Here is a 15,255-nt window from a genome sequence, read left to right as displayed (position 1 = left end):
GCCATAGATGGCGTAATCGAGGCCAAGGGAGGGCATCATGTGCGAGGGAAACGAGAGCTGGTTCTGGCACGCGAACGACATGGTGGTGGCGGGCGACATGAACCTCGTGGTCCGCGTCCTGTGGGTCGCGCTCATCGTAGGCATCGGCGTCGCGACGATGGCCACGCTCTGGATCGTCACGAGGTAGCGCGCCACGAACGGATGACGAGGCACGCGGCGCATGCCACGCTGGCGGAACCCTAGCCTCGCTGCTGGACAATCTGTTCGATGAGCTTCGCGACGGAGTCCTCGGCTGCGTCCCCGATCAGGTGATGGGCCGCGGCCTTCGCCTCTGGCATCGCGCCCGCGACTGCGTAGGAGTTCGGCACCTTTTCGAGGAGCGTCACGTCGTTTTCCGAGTCTCCGATAAAAGCGACCTCGTCCAGCGTGACCCCAAGGCTGCCGAGAAGCGCGTCGAGTCCGTTTACCTTGCTCCAGCCAGCCGGAACAACATCGAGGAAGAATGGGACGGGCGAGGGGAAATCAAGCTCTGGGCAGGCTTCCTTGCATCGACTCCGAACGACTTCCGTCGGGGCGGAGCTGACGTTGACGAAGATGCCGGCGGTGGTGACGTCACGGTTCGTGGGCACGTCTCCGAGCGCCATGTCTCTTCCGGAGTCCTTAACGATTTCCAGGGCGAATTCGTCGCCAGGCTCGACGGCGCAGAGGAACTGCTCGCAGCGTTTGCCTGTCTCATCGACATCGGCGACTAGCCAGAGTGACGTCCCCGCGTAGGGGCGTACGGCGCTATCGAGCTTGACGAGGGCCTCCGTCGAGAGCGTCTTTTTGAACACGAGTTCGCCGCTGGAGAAGACCTTCTTTCCGTTGGCCATGATGCCGGTCGAGAAACAGCGCGCGTCGCCGTCAAAGGCATCGGCCAGGTCGGCGTAGTCGCGGCCGCTTGCGGGGCCGAACGCGATGCCCGCATCAAGCGCCGAAAGAATCGCGCTGTGCGTGCGCTCCGATACGACCCTTGAGCCAAACGGCAGCAGGGTCCCGTCCATGTCTGCGAGGATGAGCTTTATCAAGGGGTCCTCCCGTTTCGGTCTGGGCGTCGGTGCGCCGGTGTGCGTCGTCCTAGCTGTATTGCCTGTCTCCCAAGAGATTCTTCGAGATGATCCTGTTAAACTCTACCGGGTCATCCCAGCAAGAGGTCAGGAAGAGGAACAGCAGCTCGATGACGAAGTTGATCGAGCTGTGCGAGAAGGCGACCTCGGTTCCGGTGATGGCCTGATCTCGCGAGATGGCTCGGATGATATACGTGGCACGCTTCGCGAGCGGCGTATCTGGGTTGTCTGTGATCATGATGATGGGGGTGTTCGAATCCTCGGCAGAGTCGAATATGTTGACGAGGCGCTTCGAGTATCCGGACGTCGAAATGACGAGCAGGATGTCATTCTCCTTGAGGCTGGTTGCGGCGGAGACCATGGCATCGGTGGTACTGGGGCAAAACGCCCTGACTCCAACCTGTGAGAGCTTGAACGCCGCGTTTACGCCCATGCTAATCGAGTTGCCGACGCCCGCAATCAGGACGAGGTTGGCGTTGTGGAGCAGATTGACGACTGTCGAAAAGTCATCGGAGTCAATGAGCGAGGCGGTTTGGGAGAGCTCCTTGACCTTGTGAGACAGGACGTACTTAATGGAGCCCTCGACGTCGTCCAGAGTAACCTTGCCGCCCGTGGCCTTTTCCTCGCCGGAGGCCCTGCTGATGGATATGCCGAGCGCCAGACGCATGTCCGAATAGGTTCGGTAGTCAAGCGTCCTTGCGAACCTCGAAACAGACGCCGGTGACGTACCGGTTCCTGCGGCGAGTTCGCGGACGGTCATCGTTGCGACGTCCGACGGGTGGTCGAGCACATACGTTGCGATTGCCTTCTCCGAGGGGGATAGGCTGTTCATGACCGCGCAGATGTGGCTGAGCACATCCCCTGTCTTATCCATGGTTACTCCTTGGCCCTAGTTTGCTTCGTATCTTAGGTCAAGAGAGGTGAAAATAAAGCAAAATGTTTCATAAGCGGTGAAATAGCGTTTCACCGCTGATTTCCTACCGTTCACGGTAAATCGGTGCTTCCCCGGCGCAATCTCATCTTGAGCTGCTATCTTATGAGCCGTGAAACAACGGCACGAAAACGATGAAACAACAGAACATTGTTCCAACGCCTCACAACTTTGTTTCACGCTAGATGGCGAATCACTTCGAAGCCCAGACAGGCACCCGGCGAGCAAGAAGGGAGAAGCACGATGCACAACGCCAGGACAAACGCAAGCATGACTTCGCTGTTCTTCGCGAACGTCCTCTACTGGGTCTGCGCGGGCGTGTACTCGCCGTTCCTCTCCGCTCACTACACGAGCCTCGGCCTCAGCGCAGCCCAGACCGGCATCCTCCTCGCGGCGACCCCGGTGTGTGCGCTCGCCATCCAGCCGCTCTGGTCGACGATCGCCGACAAGCTCGGGCGCCGCCGCGCGGTCATCGTGATCCTCTGCCTTGCGGCGGCGGTACTCGCTCCGCTGTATTACCTGGCGTCGACGTTCGTCCCGGTCCTTCTCGTAACCTTTGCGTTCTCGGCGTTTTTCTCGGGGCTCCTGCCCCTGAGCGACTCCCTCGTCATCGAGCTCGCGGATCGCTCTGGCCTGGACTTTTCTCGCATTCGCATGGGTGGCACTATCGGCTATGCCATCGTCGTCCTGATCGTCGGTCGGCTGCTCGACATGGCTCCTCAAATCCAGTTCGCGGTGGTCTCTGCCGCGCTGGTGGTCTTCGCGGCTCACATGTGGCGCCTCCCCGAGGCGGGAATTCGCGCCAATGCCGCGGACGATCCCAAGGTCTCCCACGGAAAGGGCCTCCTCTCGCTGTTTACCAGCAATGAGATCGCCTTCGTCTTGGTCTTCGCCTTCATCAGTTCGGCCGCGATTGGCTTCATCGGGGCGTTCTTGGGCCGCTACGCGGTCGAGCTTGGCGAGGGTCAGAACCTCGTGGGCGTCCTGAGTGCGGTCTCCGCTGCGAGCGAGATCCCCATCCTGCTCGTTTCCTCCAAGCTGGTCAGGCGCTTCGGCGAGATGAACCTCCTGATCTTTTCCTGCTTCATGGCGGCGCTCAGGCTCGTGCTCGTGGGCACCGGCATCGTCCCGGTCATGATCTGCGGCCAGCTGCTGCAGAGCGTGAGTTACATGACCGTCTACTACTCCTGCGTTACCTACATTGCCAACCACACTTACGAGGATTGTCGCGCTCGAGGTCAGAGCGCCTTCGCGATGGTTCAGAGCGGTCTGTCCGTCGTGGTTGCGAACCTGTTTGGCGGTTGGGCGTGCGACGCGCTCGGCACGCACGCGGGTTTTCTGGCCTTCGCCCTCGCTTCAACGATTGCTGCGGTCGTTGCTTTTGTGGCGTACGTGCTGTGGCGTCGAAGCGCAGCGCCACAGCCTGAGGGCCAGTCGGCCGCATAGGTTCCACCGCGTTTTGCAAGCGCCTGCCTGCTTCGCGCTTCTCTTCGTGTTCAACCAGCTGACGAGCTGAGAACTGTCCAATCCAATGGTTATCCAAGTGAAAGGAAGACAAAGATGTCTCTCATCAAGGTCAACGAGCTTCTTCAACATGCGACCGAGCACCACTATGGCGTGCCCGCGATCAACGTCATCAACACGGAGACCATCCGTTATGCGATCCAGGCCGCCGAGGATGAGCACATGCCTATCATCATTCAGTACTGGCCCGGCTTCGAGGACCACTGTGCCCTCGACATCATCGCCTTCGCCGCCCGCTATTACGCCGAGCGCGCGAGCGTGCCCGTCGCCGTCCACCAGGATCACTCCGCTGGTTACGAGATCGCCGTCAAGGGCGTCAAGGCCGGTTTCCCCTCCGTCATGGTCGACGGCTCCTCGCTTCCCTATGAGGAGAACTTCCAGCTCACGAAGGACGTCGTCCAGGTCGCCAAGATCTTCGACGTTGACATCGAGGCCGAGCTCGGCCACGTCGGCAACGGCTCCGACGCCAACGACTTCGTGAACAGCGACCACTATACCGACCCGAACCTCGCCGAGGAGTTCGTCGAGGGCACCGGCTGTGGTTCGCTCGCCATCGCCGTCGGCAACGCCCACGGCCCCTACGTCAAGGTCCCGAACCTCGACATGGAGCGCATCAAGGCCTGCAGGGAGGCCGTCAGCGTCCCCCTCGTCATGCACGGATGCTCCGACATCCCCGACGAGCAGCTCCAGGAGGCCGTGAACCTCGGCATGAGCAAGTTCAACATCGCCACGGAGTACTTCCGCTCCATGTACCGCGCCTTCGAGAAGGACATCAGCTCCGGCAAGAACGACGGCAACGGCGTTGGCCTCCTGATGGACGCCGCCCCCGACATGCGCGCGTTCGTCGCAAGCAAGATCCAGCTTCTGAACCCCAACCACTATTCGCTCTAGGAGAGACTCGATGAAGAAAGTTCTTGTCGCGTCGCACGGTCACCTCGCAAGCGGAATCAGGAGCTCGATCGAGATCCTGACCGGTATGGCGGACATGGTGGAAGCAGTTGACTGCTACGTGGACGACTCCGATTTCACCCCTCGCATCCAGGCGTTTATTGACTCGGTGGGCCCTGAGGACGAGGCCATCATTTTCACCGACATCTACGGTGGCTCCGTCTTCCAGAAGGTCGTCCTCATGGAGCCGGAGAAGCGCGGGATCGTCCATGTTACCGGTATGAACCTCGGCCTCGTGATCGAGGCGCTCCTCGGCGCTGAGCCGGTCACGGCAGATTCGATCAAGCAGAGCGTCGAGCTGGCGAGGGCGACGATGCAGGTCGTCGAGCCTCCGAGCAAGGCCGCGGACAACGAGGGGTCCGACGGAGACTTCTTCGATTAGAGAGCACTAATAAGTAAGGAGAGGAAACAATGATTGTTCAGGTTCGAGTCGATGACCGTCTGATTCACGGGCAGGTCGCCCTGGTGTGGACCAAGGAGCTCAACACCACCAGGATCATCGTCGCCAACAAGCACGCCGTGGAGAGCGATGCCCTTCGCATGACGCTTTCCATGGGTACGCCGGCGGGCCAGAAGCTCCTCGTCAAGGATGTTCCGGATGCTTGCCGCATCGCGAACGATCCGCGTGCGGACTCCATGCGCATCTTCGCGCTCACCAACTGCGTGCGTGACGTGCTTGAGCTCGTTAAAGGCGCACCGGGCAAGATCGAGGGCGTGAACGTTGCCAATGTCGGCCGCTTCGACAAGTCCGATCCGGATAGCAAGGTCGCCCTCAACTCCACGATCATGCTCAACCCGGATGAGCTCGAGGCCGCGAAGGAGCTTTGCGAGCAGGGTATTCCGGTTTTCCATCAGCTTATCCCGTCCAATCCCAAGACTCCTCTCAAGAGTCTGATCGAGGCGGCGGAGAAATAAGGGGATTTGGCCAGGCGGTCAAATGAAATGAGAGAAAGGAAGTCAAATGATTGGGTTAGCAGTAATGGCCTGGTTGACCGTGCTGATTTGCTACGGCGGCAACTGGGTTCTCGGTCAGTGTATGATCGAGCGTCCTCTCGTGGTCGGCCTCGTTGCGGGCCTTCTGATGGGCGACGTCAAGACCGGTGTCATCATCGGTGCCTCTCTCGAGGCAATCTTCATGGGCGCGGTTAACATCGGTGGCGCCATCTCCGCCGAGCCCGTTACCGCGACCGCCCTCGCCGTCGCCTTCACCGTTGGCGCCGGCATCGACCAAGGCGCCGCCATCACGCTGGCCGTTCCCGTTGGCGTCGTCACCGCGTTCCTCTCGATCTTCATGAACAACGTGTTCCTCGCGTTCTTCGCCGCCACCTTTGACAAGATGGCCGCCGAGGGCAACGAAAAGGGCCTCGCGCTTCAGCACTTCGTTCTCTGGTTCGTTAAGTACGCCGCCTTTGGCCTCATCGCCTTCCTCGGCGTTTACCTTGGCGCTGAGCCCGTTGCCGCCATTGTCAACCAGATTCCGGCCAATGTCATGAGCGGCCTCAACGCCGTGGGCGCCCTCCTGCCCGCCGTTGGTATGGCGCTCCTGCTCCAGATGCTGTGGAGCACCGAGCTCAGCATCTACTTCTTCCTGGGCTTCACGCTCTACCAGTACCTCGGCCTCCCGATGATCGCCATCGCGGTTCTCGGCGTCATCATCGCGGTTGCCTCCGCCCTCCGCGACAAGGAGATTTTCGATCTCACCAAGAAGGGCTTGGCCACCCAGGCCGTTTCCAACGACTCTGTAACCAGCGACGAGGAGGATTTCTTCGCATGAGCAACCTGACCAAGAATGTGAGCCCTGAAGACAAGAAGATGCTCAACAGCATTTTCCTGCGCTCTTTCTCCGTGTTCGCCTCCTGCGCCGGCGGTTCCGTCAAGGCTGGCGCCGACGGCTGGCTGTACTCCGTCCAGCCCGCGCTTAACCGCTACTACGCCGATGACCCCGAGGCCCGTGCCGAAGCCATGAAGCGTCACACGACTTGGTACAACATTACCCAGAACGTCGGCACGTTCGCCATGGGCCTCGTCGCCTCCATGGAGAGGGAGAACTCGCAGCACGAAGACTTCGACACCGAGTCCATCGACGGCATCAAGGTTTCCCTGATGGGCCCGATGTCCGGCATCGGTGACGCAATCTTCTGGGGCGTCCTGCGTGTCATCGCTGCCGGCATTGGCATCAACCTCGCCATGAGCGGCTCGCCCCTCGGCGCGATCATGTTCCTGCTGATCTACAACATCCCGTCGATCCTCTGCCGATACTTCATGACCTACCTCGGCTTCAGCATGGGCACCAACTTCATCTCCGAGATGTACGAGGGTGGTCTCATGAAGCTCATCACCAAGGCGACCTCCACGGTTGGCCTCGTGATGATCGGTGCCATGACTGCGGCGAACGTCCAATTCAACACGATCCTGTCCATTCCGGTTCAGGACTCTGACCCCGTCATGATCCAGACCTACCTCGACTCGATCTTCAAGGGCATCGTGCCCCTGGGGCTTACGCTCGTCGTCCTCTGGCTCCTGCGCAAGAAGAACGTGAACGTCAACATCATCCTGGTTGGCATCATGATTCTGGCGCTCGTCCTCGGCCTCGTGGGCATCGTGTAGGGCGGCTTCCGGATCATTCGAAGCTTGTTTAAGGCAATTCCCGGCGGCACGCGATCGAGGACATTCGACGCGTGCCGCCCCATTAGAAGGAGAGAACATGCGCTACACGCACCTCAAGAATTCCGATGTCGACGTCTCCCAGCTCGCTGTGGGCACCTGGGCGATCGGCGGCGACTCCTTTGGTGAGAACGATGACGCCGCCAGCATGTCCGCCATCCGCACCATGCTCGATCACGGCGTCAACCTCATCGACACCGCGCCGTGCTATGGCAACGGCACGTCCGAGAAGGTCGTCGGCAACGCGCTCAGGGGCGTCGACAGAGAGAGCTACCTGCTCTCGACCAAGGTTGGCCTGATCACCAGCGCCGCCGGCTATGACCGCGACTCCTCGTTCAAGAACATCATGAGGGAGGTCGAGAGCTCGCTGCGCAACCTCCGCACCGACTACATCGACTTCTACTTCGTGCACTGGCCCGACGCTAAGACTCCGTTCTCCGAGACGATGTGCGCCCTCCAGCTCCTCAAGGAGCAGGGCAAGATTCGCCACATCGGCGTCTCCAACTTCACGACCGAGATGATCGAGGAGTGCGAGAAGGTCGCTCAGATTGACGTCCAGCAGCCGCCCTACTCTATGGTTGACCGCTCCTCCGAGGACCTCATCAAGTGGGGCTACGAGCGTGGCATCGACTCCTTCACCTATGGCTCCCTTGGCGCGGGCATCCTGTCGGGCAAGTTCCGCGAGCTGACGAAGTTCGAGGAAGGCGACGTCCGCGGTGGCTTCTACGACTACTTCCGGGAGCCCAAGTTCTCGCGCGTCCAGGAGCTGCTCAAGGTCATGGACGAGATCGCCGAGGCCCACGACAAACCCGTGGCGCAGGTTGCCGTGAACTGGAGCACCCAGAAGGAGTACGTGGGCACCGCTCTCGTGGGCGTGCGCACGGACGCCCACGCGATTCAGAACTGCGAGACGTTCGAGTGGGAGCTTTCCGCCGACGAGATGGCCAAGCTCGACGCCAGGCTCGACGAGCTGAAGATCGGCTAGCCATGAGCGCCGAGGATAGGAAGTACCCCACTTCCGAGCTTGAGGTGCTTGAGAGTGGCGCGAGGGAGGTTGTCGAGCCTAACGGCCTGAGGCTGATGCTGAAGCCCGTGCCGGGTGACGACCGCGAGCACGTGCTCGATCCGCGCGTCTATGCTCGTGCGCACGCGAAGCTCGCTGCGACTCCTGCGGCGGGGTCGGCGCCGGCCGGACCGGTGGACGTGATCGCGTGGCGCTCCGCGCCCAACAAGGAGACCCACGTCGTGAGGGGCGCGAACGTTGCCAAGAAGACCGTCGTCATGAACTTCGGCGACAAGGGCATTCCGCTGCACATCTTCACGCCGGAGGGGCACGAGGATGGGTCTGCCGCGCTCGTGTTCATCCATGGCGGCGGGTTCATGGTGGGCAACATCGGCCAGTACGAGAACTGCCTGCGCGACATCGTGGAGCGCACGGGTTGCGTCGCGATCTATCCGGAGTACCGCTTGTCTCCCGAGACGATGTTCCCCGGTGGCGTCGAGGACTGCGTGAAGACGCTCGACTGGCTTGTCGATCACGCTGACGAGCTGGGCGTTGATGCGACTCGCATTGCCGTGGCTGGTGACTCTGCGGGTGGCAGCCTGTCGAATGCCGTCGTGCTCGAGGGCTCTCACGCGGATAGGATCAAGGCGGTTGTCGAGCTTTATCCGCTCGTTGATGGCGGTCCCGTTCCGGATGAGTGGTCCTATGACCTGTACGAGGTCGTGGATGAGCAGAGGCCCGAGGCGCTGAGCAGGGTTGATCGCATTCGCCTCGCCAACAACGACCTTCCGCCCATGTACGTCAACGGCGATGCGGACAAGATGCTCGACCCGCTGATTTCCGCGCTGTTCGCGGAGGACGTGAGCGCGTTCCCCCGCACGGTCATCATCTCTTCCGAGTATGACTATCTGCGCTATCAGGACGAGCTGTTCGCGAAGAGGCTGCAGGATGCGGGCGTTGACGTCACTGCGATTCGTTATCGCGGCTGCGACCACGGCTTCTTCGAGATGTACGGCGTGATGCCTCAGGCTGAGGATGTCTGTCGCGTCATCTCCGAGGAGCTTGCGAAGATCTAGGGGCTCGTCGCGGCGACCTCCTGGACGAGTGACGGTCCGGCGGGATGCTAGGTGCGTCCCGCCGGACCTTTGCGTTGGCGGGCGCGTGCCGCTTGCCGGCGGGCGTGTGTGGGGTTCGCTTCGGCGGTGCCGGATTAACCGGGAGATGCGTTTACCGCCGCTCTTCCAAGTGAGCCCAGCAAACAAATCGCGAGTTGAGCCCCAAGGGCATCGACAAGGGCGTGGGCCTGGCGCGGGCGCTGGCGTATCTAGGTCGCACCGGCAACGCGCGCACCTTTGGCTTTGGCGATTCCGGCAACGATCTGGGTATGCTCGCCGCTGTCGAGACGGCTGTCGCCATGGACAACGCCATGCCCGAAGTCAAGGCGCTCGCCGACTACGTGACCGACGATGTCGCACACGACGGTACCGTCACAGCGATGCAGCATTTTGGGTTGATTTAATAAATGGCCGGGTCGCCCGCAGTGGGGGCGACCCGGCCATTTGAGCTATTTTGCAATATAGAGCTTGGGATGACTGCGACTGCTCTCGATTGCCGCCGTCATGATGCTCTCGTCGTCTCCATCAACGATGATGCCGTCGAGGTCATCGATCTGCGCGGACTGATAAAAACTGGTTTTGTTGAACTTTCCCTGGTCAACCATCATGTAGCCCTGGTTTGAGTTGGTAAGGTACATATGCTTGATCATGGCCGAGAAGTCGTGCTCGACGGTAAAACCGTGGTCGGGGTGGAATCCGTCGGCACTGACAAACGCCTTGTCGGCATGTAGTTTGCTCATGCAGTCGAGCGTTAGTGCGCCCGCGAGATAGAGGTGGCCCTTGCGCACGGAGCCGCCCAGCAGCACTACCGAAGCATTGGGGAGATTGAAGCTGGCGTAGTTCGCGATTGCAAGATCGCCGGTGATAATGGTGATCTCACGCTTGTCCATGAGGGCCTTAGCGAAGTAAAAGCCTGTGGTGCCGATATCAATTACCAGAACATCGCCATCATCAACAAGAGTTGCTGCGGTTGCGGCGATGGCTTCCTTGGCCTCGACTTGGACATTGATGCGCTCTTCGGGATACGAGATTGCGTTGGAGCGAGAAAGCGATACCGCTCCGCCGCGTACGCGACGCAGCTTGCCTTCGGATTCCAGCGAGATGAGGTCGTGTCGTGCGGTGACTTCCGAAACCGAAAAACGGCGAACGATGTCGGATACCGAGATATTTGGCTTTTCGGCCAGCCAATTCATGATAAATCGCTGACGCTCGGCCGGTGAAAGGTCTGAAGTAGATGACATATGCCGCTCCTTTTGAACAAAAGGTAAAAGATGCGCCTTTCGTAATCGAAATATAACGTATCGATATGAAAAGAACAAGGCAAATTCGAATGAATCAAAAGAACGGAATGGCATGTCACAAATGCATGCGTAGCAGATAGTTCGCACGTAGACGGGCTATAAAGAGTCTCATTCTGAAGGTGCCGCCCAAAAGAAGTACGTTCACACCCGATATTCGACCGTTCACGGAAAGTTGACAATTGAGCTTTCGATGGCTTTTGAAATAGTTTATAAAAGAAAGCCGAAAAGCTTTTGAAACAAAGAAGAAGGCTTTCGATAGCAATAGTGCTAGATGAGAAAGGACCGAACATGGCGATTAAGGTGTTTGCCGACGGCGCTAACCTCGAAGGCATGCTTGACATGCATGACAATGGCAACGTTCAGGGCTTCACGACCAATCCTTCCCTTATGAAGGCCGGTGGCGTGACTGACTATCGCGCTTTTGCCAAGACGGTTCTTGAGCACATTACCGATGTGTCGGTTTCTTTTGAGGTGTTCGCCGACGACGAGGCTGGTATGGAAGCCGAGGCTCGCGAGATTGCAACCTGGGCAGACAACGTCTACGTTAAGATCCCGGCGCTCAACACCAAGGGCGAGTCCACTGCCGCGCTGGTCAAGCGCCTTTCTGCCGACGGCATCAAGGTGAATGTCACCACGATCTTCACGCCCGAGCAGGTCGACGAGTTTGTCGATGCCGTCTCTGCCGAGACCCCCTCTATTCTGTCCATCTTCGCCGGTCGCATTGCCGATACCGGCGTCGATCCGCTGCCCCTCATGGCGGAGTCCGTAAAGAAGGCTGCCGTTAAGCCTGCTGCCGAGGTTCTCTGGGCGTCTACGCGCGAGGTCCTCAATATCTTCCAGGCGGAGTCCGTTGGATGCCAGATCATTACGGTCCCCAATGCCATTCTTGCCAAGCGCAAGAATTTCGGGAAAGATTTGCTTGAGTACTCGCTTGATACGGTCAAGGGCTTTGCCCGCGACGTTCAGGCGCTTGGTTTTCATATCTTGCCCGAGGAGTAGGGGACGAGCATGCTGACCGATCTTCTTAAGCCCGAGCTTGTTGCCTGCCACGTCGAGGCCTCCGATTGGGAGGAAGCGATCAGGGCATGCGGTAAGTTGCTCGTAGGCGCTGGCAAATGCGACCAGAGCTATGTTGACGCCATGATTTCATCGGTTCACAAATTCGGCCCCTATATGGTCTTGGAAGAGGGCATCGCCATGCCCCACGCTCAGGCAGATGGCAATGTGAGTGAAGCGGGAATCTGTATCGTCACGCTTGACCCAGCCGTTGCGTTTGGACACGAGGATTTCGATCCGGTTCACGTGCTCGTGGGTATTTGCGCGCCCGACCCTAAGGCTCATCTTGGTTGCTTGGCGGAGCTTTCGCAGATGTTCGAGGACGATGACTGCGTTGCCAAACTCAGCGCATGCGATACGCCCGAGCAGGTTTTGGAGACCATGCGTTCATTCTTTTAGGCCTTAATGGCACGGCGATGCGTCGCCGCTTTTGGATAGACGGAAAACCGTCACGTGTAGGAGAGGAAGGTTGCCATGCATATCATCACCGTATGCGGAAACGGCATCGGGTCTAGCCTGATGCTCGCTGGCAAAGTCGAGGAGCTTTGCGAGGAGGAGGGCATCAAGGCCGACGTTGAGTCTATGGACCTGAACGGTGCTTCTTCCGCAAATCCGGATCTGTTCATCACCGTTAAAGAGCTCGCACCCGAGCTCCACGGCAACGTTGTGATCGTTCGCAGCTATGTGAACAAGAAGAAGATCCGCGAAGACGCCCTCGAGGCAATCAAGGCGGCCGCCGCTAACGCCTAAAGCGGCACAAAAAAGGGCGGTTCCCTGTGGAAGAGGGAAACGCGCCCACGTTAGAGAGAAAGGAAGCGCAGATGCAAGCCATCCTTCCCATACTTGAGTTTATCCAATCGATTCTGACCAAGCCAGCGTGGATTATGGGTCTATTTGCCTTTGTGGGCCTTGTCGCGCTTAAGCGTCCTGCCCACAAGGTGATGACGGGCACCCTGAAGCCCATTCTTGGTTACATCATGCTGTCTGCCGGCGCCGCTGTTGTTCAGGAGAACCTTGCTCCGCTGGGTACCTTCATCGAGACCGGTTTCCACATCACCGGCGTCGTGCCCAACAACGAGGTCGTCGTTTCGATGGCTCAGAGCGTCCTCGGCGTTCAGACCATGATGATCCTGATTCTCGGCTACGTCGTGAACATTATCATTGCCCGCTTTACCAAGTTTAAGTACATCTTCCTGACGGGCCATCACAGCATGTTTATGGCCTGCCTGCTTTCTGCCGTTCTGCAGGCATCTGGCTTCCAGGATGTCCAGCTTGTCATCGTGGGCGGCATGTTCCTGGGCCTCGTGAGCGCTATGCTTCCCGCCGTTGGTCAGCGTTTCACCGAGAAGGTTACCGATGGCGATGAAATCGCCATGGGCCACTTCGGTTCACTCGCCTATTACATCTCCGCTGCAGTCGGTACGCTTTTTGCTAAGGACGCCGAGGAGAACAGCACCGAGAAGATCGAGGTTCCCGAGAAGTTCTCCTTCCTGCGCGACACCACCATCTCCACGGCTCTTACCATGGCCTTCTTCTACCTGGTTACCGCTTTCGCCGCTTACATCGCAGATCCTGCGGTCGTTACCAAGATCGCTGGCGGCGACAATGTAATCGTCTATGCCCTGACCTGTGCCCTGTCCTTCGCCGTCGGTGTCACTATCGTCTACAACGGCGTTCGTATGATCCTTGCCGACCTGGTCCCGGCTTTCCAGGGCATCTCCAACAAGCTGATCCCCGGCGCCATCCCCGCCGTCGACTGCGCCGTCTTCTTCCCCTATGCTCCCACCGCCGTCATCCTCGGCTTTGTTGCCTCCTTCATCGGTGGCGTGGTCGGTATGTTCATCGTGGGCGCTACCCTGGGCATCTTCATCATCCCGGGCATGGTTCCCCACTTCTTCTGCGGTGCTACCGCAGGTATCTACGGCAATGCTACCGGCGGTCGCAAGGGCGCAGCTCTTGGCGCTTTCGTCAACGGCCTGCTCATCACCTTTGCCCCGGCTCTGCTCCTGCCCGTTCTTGACGTCTTTGGCTTCAAGAACACTACGTTCGGCGACTTCGATTTCTCCGTCATTGGTATTACGCTTGGCCGCGCTGCCGAGGCCTTCGGTACCACCGGTGTCTACGCGATTCTCGCTGTCCTTCTGGTCGTTGCCTTCGTCCCCAACTTCATCCACACCAAGGGTGCTGTGATCAATCACGTTGAGGAAGAGTAATCCAGGCATACGTTAAGCCCTAATCGGGCGGAGCTCCGATAACCGGCTCCTACACGGAAGCGGTGACGTCTCAAACGAGGCGTCACCGCTTTTTATTTGGAGCGGTTGTGAATATGAGCCGGTGAGGCGCTGCTTCTGTTCCGTGAACGGAACCAAACGCAATGATCGGCAAAAACGTTTTGCCGCTGGGGCGTTGATAAAAAATGGTAAATCTGCAAAACCGTTCGCCGAGAAGATAAAAAAACCGCAGCTAACGCCTTGATAAACGTAGGTAAAGTGTTTAGCAGTTTATCGGCCGTATGCTAACGAAAGGAATCAGGCAGATGGCAATCAAGGTGTTCGCTGACGGTGCAAACCTCGAGGGCATGCTCGACATGTACGAGAACGGCAACGTTCAGGGTTTCACGACCAACCCGTCCCTTATGAAGAAGGGCGGCGTGACGGATTACCGCGCGTTTGCCAAGGAGGTCCTGGCCCACATCACCGATGTGTCCGTGTCGTTTGAGGTCTTTGCCGACGACGTCGAGACCATGGAGGTCGAGGCCCGCGAGATCGCTACCTGGGCCGAGAACGTCTACGTCAAGATTCCGTGCGTGACCACCAAGGGCGAGTCCACCGCCGAGCTGGTCCGCAAGCTTTCGGCCGACGGCATCAAGGTCAACGTCACCACCATCTTTACGCCTACGCAGGTCGACGAGATGGTCGAGGCCGTTGACGCCGAGACGCCGTCCATCATCTCGCTCTTTGCCGGCCGCATCGCCGACACCGGCGTCGATCCCATTCCGTTTATGACGGAGTCGGTCAAGAAGGCCGCCGCCAAGCCCAACTGCGAGGTCCTATGGGCATCCACGCGCGAGCTCATCAACATTTACCAGGCCGAAGCCTGCGGTTGCCAGATCATTACGGTGCCCAACAGCATCCTGGCCAAGCGCAAGAACATCGGCCGCGACCCGTACGAGGTCTCGCTCGACACCGTGCGCGGCTTTGCCAAGGATATCGCCTCGCTCGGTTTCCATATCCTGCCGTAACGCGAACGCTGACTACATCGCGGGTTGTTCGCCCCGGCCTTTCCTTTCCCTATCGCTCACGCGCTTCGCGAGGGTCGCGCTAGGCAAAGGAAAGGCCGGGGCTGCCGACACGAACTTGCCGGTAGGTTGGTGATAGGCTTCCATATCCTGCCGTGGACAAAGGTACCCCCGCCTGCGCCGTGCAAAATTGAGAGTATTCAGCAAGGTAAAGGCTTTTACCAGCTGGGTGAAGCATGGAACAGCCCCCGTTTTGGCTCTGATGACGCTAAAACGGGGGCTGTTTCTTGCTTTTTCGTCTCTGAGGGGCATACGGAACGGCGGAAATTGCAGAATACTCGCGATTTTGCACGCTGCTACAGGGGGTAC

The 15,255-nt window shown here is 59.1% G+C and carries 17 protein-coding genes and 1 pseudogene; 15 read left to right on the top strand and 3 right to left on the bottom strand.

The features are described 5' to 3' along the window. The first annotated feature begins 37 nt into the window (after positions 1-37). Positions 38-187, top strand: coding sequence for a hypothetical protein (locus tag DW892_RS10405; RefSeq protein ID WP_158567043.1), 150 nt, complete (start codon positions 38-40; stop codon positions 185-187). Positions 188-239: 52 nt separating this feature from the next. Here DW892_RS10405 and DW892_RS07785 read toward each other — a convergent pair whose 3' ends face one another. Continuing rightward, positions 240-1,067, bottom strand: coding sequence for an HAD hydrolase family protein (locus DW892_RS07785; RefSeq protein WP_117766761.1), 828 nt, complete (start codon positions 1,065-1,067; stop codon positions 240-242). Between the two features lie 49 nt (positions 1,068-1,116). After that, on the bottom strand, positions 1,117-1,980 hold the full coding sequence (locus tag DW892_RS07780; RefSeq protein WP_117640420.1) for a MurR/RpiR family transcriptional regulator: 864 nt from the start codon (positions 1,978-1,980) through the stop codon (positions 1,117-1,119). 300 nt (positions 1,981-2,280) lie between these two features. Between DW892_RS07780 and DW892_RS07775 the strand changes: the two genes are divergently transcribed. From DW892_RS07775 to DW892_RS07735, 9 genes and pseudogenes are all read left to right on the top strand, one after another. Further along, entirely contained in the window at positions 2,281-3,483 is a 1,203-nt protein-coding gene (locus DW892_RS07775) for an MFS transporter (protein ID WP_055251938.1), read from the top strand. Positions 3,484-3,597: 114 nt separating this feature from the next. After that, positions 3,598-4,452: a class II fructose-bisphosphate aldolase gene (locus DW892_RS07770; protein ID WP_055251940.1), complete on the top strand. Its 855-nt coding sequence runs from the start codon at positions 3,598-3,600 to the stop codon at positions 4,450-4,452. 10 nt (positions 4,453-4,462) lie between these two features. Beyond that, entirely contained in the window at positions 4,463-4,891 is a 429-nt protein-coding gene (locus DW892_RS07765) for a PTS sugar transporter subunit IIA (RefSeq protein WP_055251942.1), read from the top strand. A 29-nt stretch (positions 4,892-4,920) separates the two neighbouring features. Further along, entirely contained in the window at positions 4,921-5,424 is a 504-nt protein-coding gene (locus DW892_RS07760; protein ID WP_055251944.1) for a PTS sugar transporter subunit IIB, read from the top strand. Between the two features lie 46 nt (positions 5,425-5,470). Further along, entirely contained in the window at positions 5,471-6,283 is an 813-nt protein-coding gene (locus tag DW892_RS07755; protein WP_089573151.1) for a PTS sugar transporter subunit IIC, read from the top strand. Then, the gene (locus tag DW892_RS07750) at positions 6,280-7,116 is read left to right on the top strand and encodes a PTS system mannose/fructose/sorbose family transporter subunit IID (protein WP_055251948.1); all 837 of its coding nucleotides are present in this window, start codon (positions 6,280-6,282) and stop codon (positions 7,114-7,116) included. Before DW892_RS07755 ends, DW892_RS07750 begins: the two co-directional genes overlap by 4 nt. Positions 7,117-7,213: 97 nt before the next feature. Next, entirely contained in the window at positions 7,214-8,158 is a 945-nt protein-coding gene (locus DW892_RS07745; RefSeq protein ID WP_055251950.1) for an aldo/keto reductase, read from the top strand. Between the two features lie 2 nt (positions 8,159-8,160). Continuing rightward, positions 8,161-9,252, top strand: a complete 1,092-nt coding sequence (locus tag DW892_RS07740; protein WP_117640996.1) for an alpha/beta hydrolase — start codon at positions 8,161-8,163, stop codon at positions 9,250-9,252. Positions 9,253-9,443: 191 nt separating this feature from the next. Continuing rightward, positions 9,444-9,695, top strand: a pseudogene (locus DW892_RS07735) (HAD family hydrolase); the annotation flags it as partial. Positions 9,696-9,740: 45 nt separating this feature from the next. Here DW892_RS07735 and DW892_RS07730 read toward each other — a convergent pair. Beyond that, the gene (locus DW892_RS07730; protein ID WP_158549398.1) at positions 9,741-10,532 is read right to left on the bottom strand and encodes a DeoR/GlpR family DNA-binding transcription regulator; all 792 of its coding nucleotides are present in this window, start codon (positions 10,530-10,532) and stop codon (positions 9,741-9,743) included. A 348-nt stretch (positions 10,533-10,880) separates the two neighbouring features. Between DW892_RS07730 and DW892_RS07725 the strand changes: the two genes are divergently transcribed. From DW892_RS07725 to DW892_RS07705, 5 genes are all read left to right on the top strand, one after another. Further along, complete coding sequence (locus DW892_RS07725) at positions 10,881-11,591, top strand: transaldolase (protein WP_117640993.1); 711 nt, start codon at positions 10,881-10,883, stop codon at positions 11,589-11,591. Between the two features lie 9 nt (positions 11,592-11,600). Then, on the top strand, positions 11,601-12,047 hold the full coding sequence (locus DW892_RS07720) for a PTS sugar transporter subunit IIA (protein ID WP_117766759.1): 447 nt from the start codon (positions 11,601-11,603) through the stop codon (positions 12,045-12,047). 75 nt (positions 12,048-12,122) lie between these two features. Continuing rightward, entirely contained in the window at positions 12,123-12,398 is a 276-nt protein-coding gene (locus DW892_RS07715) for a PTS sugar transporter subunit IIB (RefSeq protein ID WP_022094539.1), read from the top strand. Between the two features lie 71 nt (positions 12,399-12,469). Next, positions 12,470-13,861, top strand: a complete 1,392-nt coding sequence (locus tag DW892_RS07710) for a PTS ascorbate transporter subunit IIC (protein WP_117766757.1) — start codon at positions 12,470-12,472, stop codon at positions 13,859-13,861. 323 nt (positions 13,862-14,184) lie between these two features. After that, on the top strand, positions 14,185-14,889 hold the full coding sequence (locus tag DW892_RS07705) for a transaldolase (RefSeq protein WP_233543052.1): 705 nt from the start codon (positions 14,185-14,187) through the stop codon (positions 14,887-14,889). Positions 14,890-15,255 lie beyond the last annotated feature (366 nt).

It is taken from the genome of Collinsella sp. AM40-7AC (assembly GCF_003468125.1).
GTDB classification, from domain to species: Bacteria; Actinomycetota; Coriobacteriia; order Coriobacteriales; family Coriobacteriaceae; genus Collinsella; species Collinsella aerofaciens_O.
Note: the sequence above shows the minus strand (reverse complement) of the source record. Positions and strands in the feature narration are given on the sequence as shown.

What these genes read in the sequence shown, in the direction of transcription:
- DW892_RS10405 (WP_158567043.1), top strand. Translation starts at nt 38, where the DNA reads ATGTGCGAGGGAAACGAGAGCTGGTTCTGGCACGCGAACGACATGGTG.
- DW892_RS07780 (WP_117640420.1), bottom strand. Translation starts at nt 1,980, where the DNA reads ATGGATAAGACAGGGGATGTGCTCAGCCACATCTGCGCGGTCATGAAC.
- DW892_RS07775 (WP_055251938.1), top strand. Translation starts at nt 2,281, where the DNA reads ATGCACAACGCCAGGACAAACGCAAGCATGACTTCGCTGTTCTTCGCG.
- DW892_RS07770 (WP_055251940.1), top strand. Translation starts at nt 3,598, where the DNA reads ATGTCTCTCATCAAGGTCAACGAGCTTCTTCAACATGCGACCGAGCAC.
- DW892_RS07765 (WP_055251942.1), top strand. Translation starts at nt 4,463, where the DNA reads ATGAAGAAAGTTCTTGTCGCGTCGCACGGTCACCTCGCAAGCGGAATC.
- DW892_RS07760 (WP_055251944.1), top strand. Translation starts at nt 4,921, where the DNA reads ATGATTGTTCAGGTTCGAGTCGATGACCGTCTGATTCACGGGCAGGTC.
- DW892_RS07755 (WP_089573151.1), top strand. Translation starts at nt 5,471, where the DNA reads ATGATTGGGTTAGCAGTAATGGCCTGGTTGACCGTGCTGATTTGCTAC.
- DW892_RS07750 (WP_055251948.1), top strand. Translation starts at nt 6,280, where the DNA reads ATGAGCAACCTGACCAAGAATGTGAGCCCTGAAGACAAGAAGATGCTC.
- DW892_RS07745 (WP_055251950.1), top strand. Translation starts at nt 7,214, where the DNA reads ATGCGCTACACGCACCTCAAGAATTCCGATGTCGACGTCTCCCAGCTC.
- DW892_RS07740 (WP_117640996.1), top strand. Translation starts at nt 8,161, where the DNA reads ATGAGCGCCGAGGATAGGAAGTACCCCACTTCCGAGCTTGAGGTGCTT.
- DW892_RS07730 (WP_158549398.1), bottom strand. Translation starts at nt 10,532, where the DNA reads ATGTCATCTACTTCAGACCTTTCACCGGCCGAGCGTCAGCGATTTATC.
- DW892_RS07725 (WP_117640993.1), top strand. Translation starts at nt 10,881, where the DNA reads ATGGCGATTAAGGTGTTTGCCGACGGCGCTAACCTCGAAGGCATGCTT.
- DW892_RS07720 (WP_117766759.1), top strand. Translation starts at nt 11,601, where the DNA reads ATGCTGACCGATCTTCTTAAGCCCGAGCTTGTTGCCTGCCACGTCGAG.
- DW892_RS07715 (WP_022094539.1), top strand. Translation starts at nt 12,123, where the DNA reads ATGCATATCATCACCGTATGCGGAAACGGCATCGGGTCTAGCCTGATG.
- DW892_RS07710 (WP_117766757.1), top strand. Translation starts at nt 12,470, where the DNA reads ATGCAAGCCATCCTTCCCATACTTGAGTTTATCCAATCGATTCTGACC.
- DW892_RS07705 (WP_233543052.1), top strand. Translation starts at nt 14,185, where the DNA reads ATGGCAATCAAGGTGTTCGCTGACGGTGCAAACCTCGAGGGCATGCTC.